5 protein-coding genes are annotated in these 5,849 nt (G+C 35.3%); 3 read left to right on the top strand and 2 right to left on the bottom strand.

From position 1 onward, the window contains the following. Positions 1-46: 46 nt before the first annotated feature. Positions 47-574, bottom strand: coding sequence for a DUF4172 domain-containing protein (locus tag K8V80_RS02615; RefSeq protein WP_276775268.1), 528 nt, complete (start codon positions 572-574; stop codon positions 47-49). Between the two features lie 555 nt (positions 575-1,129). Then, positions 1,130-2,101: a type I phosphomannose isomerase catalytic subunit gene (locus K8V80_RS02610; protein ID WP_006745495.1), complete on the bottom strand. Its 972-nt coding sequence runs from the start codon at positions 2,099-2,101 to the stop codon at positions 1,130-1,132. Between the two features lie 266 nt (positions 2,102-2,367). Here K8V80_RS02610 and K8V80_RS02605 point away from each other — a divergent pair, with 266 nt between their 5' ends. The 3 genes from K8V80_RS02605 to galK all read left to right on the top strand — a co-directional run. Continuing rightward, positions 2,368-3,435, top strand: a complete 1,068-nt coding sequence (locus K8V80_RS02605; RefSeq protein ID WP_276775265.1) for an aldose epimerase family protein — start codon at positions 2,368-2,370, stop codon at positions 3,433-3,435. Positions 3,436-3,465: 30 nt separating this feature from the next. Further along, the gene (locus K8V80_RS02600) at positions 3,466-4,752 is read left to right on the top strand and encodes an MFS transporter (RefSeq protein ID WP_276775264.1); all 1,287 of its coding nucleotides are present in this window, start codon (positions 3,466-3,468) and stop codon (positions 4,750-4,752) included. A 43-nt stretch (positions 4,753-4,795) separates the two neighbouring features. Then, a partial coding sequence (gene galK, locus K8V80_RS02595; protein WP_276775262.1) for a galactokinase occupies positions 4,796-5,849 on the top strand: 1,054 nt, incomplete at its 3' end.

The following is a 5,849-nucleotide window of genomic DNA, read 5'->3' as shown; positions in this document are numbered from 1 at the left end:
AGCAGAAGTAATCATTGCATCTCCTATTTTACCAAACTCTCTATCTTCAAAGTTCTGATACCACGCAAAAAAACTGATTTAAAAGCTCAGGTAGTGATTTTGAGGGTGGTGCTTCATAATGTACTTCTATTTCGCCATAATGACCTGAAATGACTTGCATAGCTTCTGTACCTTGACGAATAGCACCCGCCTGAATACGATTTTCATTACTCATCAATATCTTGTGCCAATCGAGTAGTAATTGTAATGTTAAAGGCTTTGTAAAATCTTTCTTAACCTCAATCATCAGTTTGGCTACTGCATCAGCTTTTACATTAGTCGTTTGACGATGGAGTGATTCCAATCCTAAATTCATCTTTAGAGAAGACATAACATCCTCTCTAGAGAAATATTCTCCCTCAATCTGGGATGTTTGTATCGCTTCTGAAAGCATAATCTGAACAAAGACATCATCTAAGACCTCTTTATTAAAGGCTTTCATAATGCCACGCACTTCCCCAAGAATTAAAGTTAACTCTTGAACTATAGACTGTATATTCTCTTTTTTATAGGTAAAAAGAGGAAATTCTTTCATTTGCCAAATGTACATGAGCCGATTATATTACATATTCGAATCAAATATACTAAAACTTTGAGCCGAATAAGCTATTTATTCGGCTCAAAGTGAAAAACATCGTATACATTACCCCCTATTCTCTTGTTTTACAACTCCCGTTGAAGCGCTCTACATAACTGTTTTGTGTAAGACATTCCAGTTGGGTATATTTAATACATCAGCTGATAGACCACTATCGAGTTGATTGACTGCTTTTACAATTTCTGTTTCACTATGTCTTGACTTTCTCCTCTTTTTTATTCCTTCTAAACTAGTTTAATGAATTTTTTCTAATTATGATCAGTCCAACTTTTAGGGAAGCACATATATGAAGATATCAGATTCATCATAACACCGACATGAAGATACTTTAACTAGGTCATCGTATCGTCATGACACCGACATGATGATACGATGACCTAGTTAAAACATTGGCAAAACTCACTTAAAAGTAAGAGAAGACGATGTTTTTAAATAAAAAATAGGGATAGCTTTTGGCTACCCCTATTCAATAGATATATCTGTAGGATAAGATTATACGTATGTTTCAAGTATTTTCACACCCTCTTCAGAAGGCATAATAGTAATTTCTTCTGTAAGTGCTGGATAAAGGATTGTTTCACCTGCTTGAAGAGAAACTTTATTTCCTTCATTATCGATTAGGTTACAACTACCCTCAACACATATTAATATTACAAAAGAGTCTAAATCAGAATAGTCACAAGTCACTTCTTCTGTTAAATCATAGACAGAAGTTGTAAAATAAGGACATGCTACTAATTCTACTGGTTCATCCTTTACTCTATCATATTTGGTTCTGTAATCATTGAGTACTTCATAATTGATAGCATCTTTAGCTAATTCAGTGTGAAGCTCTCTAGTTTGTCCATTGGCATCCTTACGATTAAAATCGTAAATACGATAAGTAATATCTGATGTCTGTTGAATTTCTGCGATAAAAGATCCTGCGCCAATACTATGAACTCTACCAGCAGGTAAGAAAAACACATCTCCAGGATGTATTTCATACTCTTGCAATACATCAGTTATCGTATTGTTCTTTACGCGTTCTTTATACTCTGTAGCGTCTATTTCATGAGAGAAACCAGAACGCAACTTAGCATTTTTATCAGCATCAACAACGTACCACATTTCTGTTTTACCAAATGAATTATGACGACGTTTCGCCAATACATCATCTGGATGCACTTGGATAGATAAATCTTGCTTAGCATCAATAAACTTGATTAGCAGAGGAAACTTTTCGCCAAATGCGCTATAGTTATCTTCTCCTACTAATTCTTCACGATGTCTACGAACAAGCTGTGTCAAGGTTAGACCTTTATCTGGACCTTCAGCCACTACAGATTCATTGTCATCTACGCCCGATATTTCCCAGCTTTCACCTACTCTTTCTAAAGATTCATTTAGATGTTTAAAGGGTATGATTTTATCACCACCCCATAAGGTTTGCTTTAAAAGAGGTTCGAATTTAAACGGATACATTTTCCTTTTTATTTTATTATGATGTTTATGATAAATAATGTGTTACAAACATACTAAAAATATCAAAAGTTTTAGATAGAAATAAATATTTTAATTCTATCTAACTGACATCAATACTTCACTAAACTAGACTTTCTATTTCAGGAATCCCCTTGAACGCTTTATTTTATTTAGACTGATATATTTGTGAGAAAGTTATAAATTCTCTTTATTTGCATGATTTTTATGACTTAATTAGGGCTATCCTGAAAAACACGCAGAAAAAAATGGAAAATAAATCAAATTTGAAAAGAGAAGATTTTCAGTCAATTATTGAAGGAAAACAAACAGACTTATTTATTCTCAGAAACAATAAGGGTATGGAAGTAGCAGTTACCAATTATGGTTGTACTCTCCTTTCTATTATGGTACCCGATAAAAGCAACAAGTTTGATAACGTAATTCTCGGTCATAGTAGCCTAAAAGATATATTAAGTTGTCCAGAACCTTTTTTAAACACAGTTGTAGGAAGATATGCTAACCGAATAGCAAAAGGCAAATTCACCTTAAATGGCAATGAATACAAACTAGCTATTAATAACGGGCCTAATGCTCTACACGGTGGGCCTACAGGCTTTCATACAAAAGTATGGGATGCTACGCAATTAAATGAAAATAGCATAGTCTTTAAATACCTATCTACAGACGGCGAAGAAGGATACCCTGGAAATCTTAAAGTAGAATTAACCTATTCTTTAGATAATAATTCAAATTCACTTCACATAAATTATCAAGCAACAACAGATCAAACAACAGTAGTAAATCTAACCAGTCATGGTTTTTTCAACCTTTCGGGTATAGGAACCCCCACATCAAGCATAGAAGATAATATTGTATATATCAATGCAGACCATTATGCACCCATAGATGAGGTATCCATACCAACAGGTGAAATTTTAAAAGTGGCAGGTACACCTATGGATTTTACATCTCCTAAAATTGTAGGAGATAGAATTAATGATAATTTCAGACAATTGAAATATGGTTCAGGTTATGATCACTGTTATGTGCTGAATAAAATTGAACCTAAAACCTTAACTCTTGCGGCATCATGCCAAGACCCTAAATCGGGTAGACTAATGGAAGTTTACACAACAGAAATAGGAGTACAATTATATACAGGAAACTGGCTCGGAGGCTTTAAGGGAGCACATGGTGCTACATTCCCTGCTCGAAGTGCTATCTGCTTTGAAGCACAATGCCTTCCCGACACTCCCAATAAACCCTATTTCCCTAGTGCTAAACTAGAACCAGGAGAAAAGTATTTACAACACACAGTATATAAATTCAAATAAATTATCATTAACTAATCAATAAATTCAATCATGACTAAACAAAAACAAAGTCATATCTTGCCTATCATCATGATGATAGCATTATTTGGTATGATCTCGTTTGTAACAGGGTTACAAAATCCGATGGGTATCATCGTGAAAAACCAATTTGGTGCAACCAACTTTATGTCTCAGCTAGGTAACTTAGCAAACTTTATTGCTTACCTTTTTATGGGTATACCTTCTGGACTACTACTTCAAAAAGTAGGTTATAAGAAAACTGCTTTAATTGCTGTAGCTGTAGGTTTCGTAGGAGTAGGTATTCAGTACTTATCTGGCGGAATGGGTAGCTTCGGAGTGTATCTTACAGGTGCATTCGTTTCTGGTTTTTCTATGTGTATGCTTAATGCTGTAGTAAACCCAATGCTTAACACACTAGGTGGTGGAGGTAAAAAAGGTAACCAACTTATCCAAATTGGTGGTTCTTTCAACTCTCTAAATGCAACTATCGTACCCGTATTAGTAGGTTATCTAATTGGTAATGCTTCTCAAGCATCTATCAAAGACGCAAGTCCTGCTTTATTCATCGCAATGGGTATCTTCGCTCTAGTATTTGTTGTACTATTAGCAGTTAACATCCCAGAACCAAGACTTGCTATTCAACAAAAAGAAGCTGGTAAAAAAGATCCTCACAGCCCACTATCTTTTAGACACTTTATATTTGGAGCAATCGCTATTTTCGTATACGTAGGTATCGAAGTAGGTATTCCAAACTTTAGTAACTTATACATGACTAGTAGTATTGCTGAAGGTGGTCTAGCTATGGACACAACAATTGCTGGTTCTGTAGTAGGTACTTATTGGTTCCTTATGCTTATTGGTCGTTTAACAGGTGGTATCGTAGGTGGAAAAATTTCAAGTAGAGTTATGCTTGGTTTTACAGCTGCTATAGCTGGTCTATTCGTAGTCTTAGCTATCTTTAGTTCTCCTGAAACAACAGTTAATATGCCTGTATTCTTTAGTGACATATCATTTGGTACAGCTCAAGTGCCTATTGGCATTATGTTCCTTGCTTTATGTGGTCTTTGTACATCTGTTATGTGGGGTGGTATTTTCAACCTTGCAGTAGAAGGATTAGGAAAATACACAGAAGCAGCTTCTGGTATCTTTATGATGCTTGTTTGTGGTGGTGGTATTCTTCCTGCAGTTCAAGGTTTACTTGCTGATGGAGTTAGCTTCATGGCTAGTTTCTGGTTAGTATTTGCTGGAGCTATCTACCTATTATTCTATGCACTAGTAGGATACAAAAATGTAAATACAAATATTCCTGTAGAATAACATACTACATCAACTTTTAAATAACCGTAAAGATTCTATTATCATGAAAAAAGAAGAAGTTAGAAAACACTTTATAGAGCGATTTGGCGATGTAAAAGGCTTTTTATATGCCTCTCCAGGAAGAATCAACTTAATTGGAGAACATACAGACTATAACGGAGGATTCGTTTTTCCTGGAGCCATAGATAAAGGTATGGTTGCAGAAATAAGACCAAACAACACAGACAAAGTAAGAGCTTATGCTATTGACTTAGATGAATATGCTGAGTTTGGACTTAAAGAAGAAGATGCTCCAAAAGAAAGCTGGGCTAGATACATATTTGGTGTTTGTAGAGAGATGATCAAAAGAAATGTAGAAGTGAAAGGTTTTGACACTGCATTTTCTGGCGATGTTCCTTTGGGAGCAGGTATGTCATCATCTGCTGCATTAGAAAGTACGTATGCTTTTGCTATCAATGAATTATTTGCTGATAGTAAAATAGAAAAGTTTGAATTAGCTAAAGTGGGACAAGCTACAGAACACAATTATGTTGGTGTTAAATGTGGTATTATGGACCAGTTTGCTTCAATCTTTGGTAAAGCAGGGCATCTTATGCGTCTTGACTGTCGCTCACTAGAGCACGAATACTTCCCATTCAATCCAAAAGGATATCGATTGGTGCTATTAGATTCAGTGGTAAAACACGAACTAGCTTCTTCTGCATATAACAAACGTCGTGAAAGTTGTGAGGCCGCAGTAGCAGCCATTCAAAAGAAACATCCAAAAGTAGAATTTTTAAGAGATTGTACGATGGATATGCTTAAAGAATCAAAAGCTAATATTAGCGAAGAAGATTTCATGAGAGCAGAATATGTTATTGAAGAAATACAACGTGTAATAGACGTGTGTGATGCTCTTGAAAAAGGAGATTACGAAACCGTTGGTCAAAAAATGTATGAAACACATCATGGCATGAGTAAACTTTACGAAGTAAGCTGTGATGAATTGGATTACCTAAATGACTGTGCTAAAAAATGTGGAGTTTCAGGATCACGCGTTATGGGCGGTGGTTTTGGAGGCTGCACAATAAACTTAGTTAAAGACGAACTTTATGATG

Source organism: Bacteroides coprosuis (assembly GCF_020741705.1).
Taxonomy (GTDB): Bacteria; Bacteroidota; Bacteroidia; order Bacteroidales; family Bacteroidaceae; genus Bacteroides_E; species Bacteroides_E coprosuis.
The sequence above is the reverse complement of the archived record's forward strand: the minus strand, read 5'-3'. Positions and strand labels throughout refer to the sequence as shown.

Excerpts from the sequence above, each read along its gene's own strand:
- K8V80_RS02615 (WP_276775268.1), bottom strand. The coding sequence starts at position 574 with ATGAAAGAATTTCCTCTTTTTACCTATAAAAAAGAGAATATACAGTCT.
- K8V80_RS02610 (WP_006745495.1), bottom strand. The coding sequence starts at position 2,101 with ATGTATCCGTTTAAATTCGAACCTCTTTTAAAGCAAACCTTATGGGGT.
- K8V80_RS02605 (WP_276775265.1), top strand. The coding sequence starts at position 2,368 with ATGGAAAATAAATCAAATTTGAAAAGAGAAGATTTTCAGTCAATTATT.
- K8V80_RS02600 (WP_276775264.1), top strand. The coding sequence starts at position 3,466 with ATGACTAAACAAAAACAAAGTCATATCTTGCCTATCATCATGATGATA.